Here is a 260-nt window from a genome sequence, read left to right as displayed (position 1 = left end):
AAGGAGGAACAGACGTGGCACAGCAAGTTTTCCCCGGACGTTTCACAACGGAAAATTCGGGTGATATTGTCGTTTTCATCATTGGCATGCGCTTCAACAACCGGTTGGCAGTGAACAAATGGTTTCCGGTCTTCAGTGCGATGCCCGGCATGATCAAGGAACTCTATACGCATAAGGAAGAACTCGGATTTTTGTCGATGGAAAGCTATTTTGGATTGCGCACCACAACGATGATCCAGTATTGGCGCTCGACCGACGAC

General features: G+C 48.8%; 1 protein-coding gene. It reads left to right on the top strand.

The window, feature by feature from the left end:
• Nucleotides 1-14: 14 nt before the first annotated feature.
• Nucleotides 15-260, top strand: a 246-nt coding sequence (locus R0J87_RS21835; RefSeq protein WP_498888927.1) for a monooxygenase family protein, incomplete at its 3' end; no start/stop codon positions are given.

It is taken from the genome of Halomonas sp. SIMBA_159 (genome assembly GCF_046536035.1).
Lineage (GTDB): Bacteria > Pseudomonadota > Gammaproteobacteria > Pseudomonadales > Halomonadaceae > Vreelandella > Vreelandella venusta_A.
Note: the sequence above shows the minus strand (reverse complement) of the source record. Positions and strands in the feature narration are given on the sequence as shown.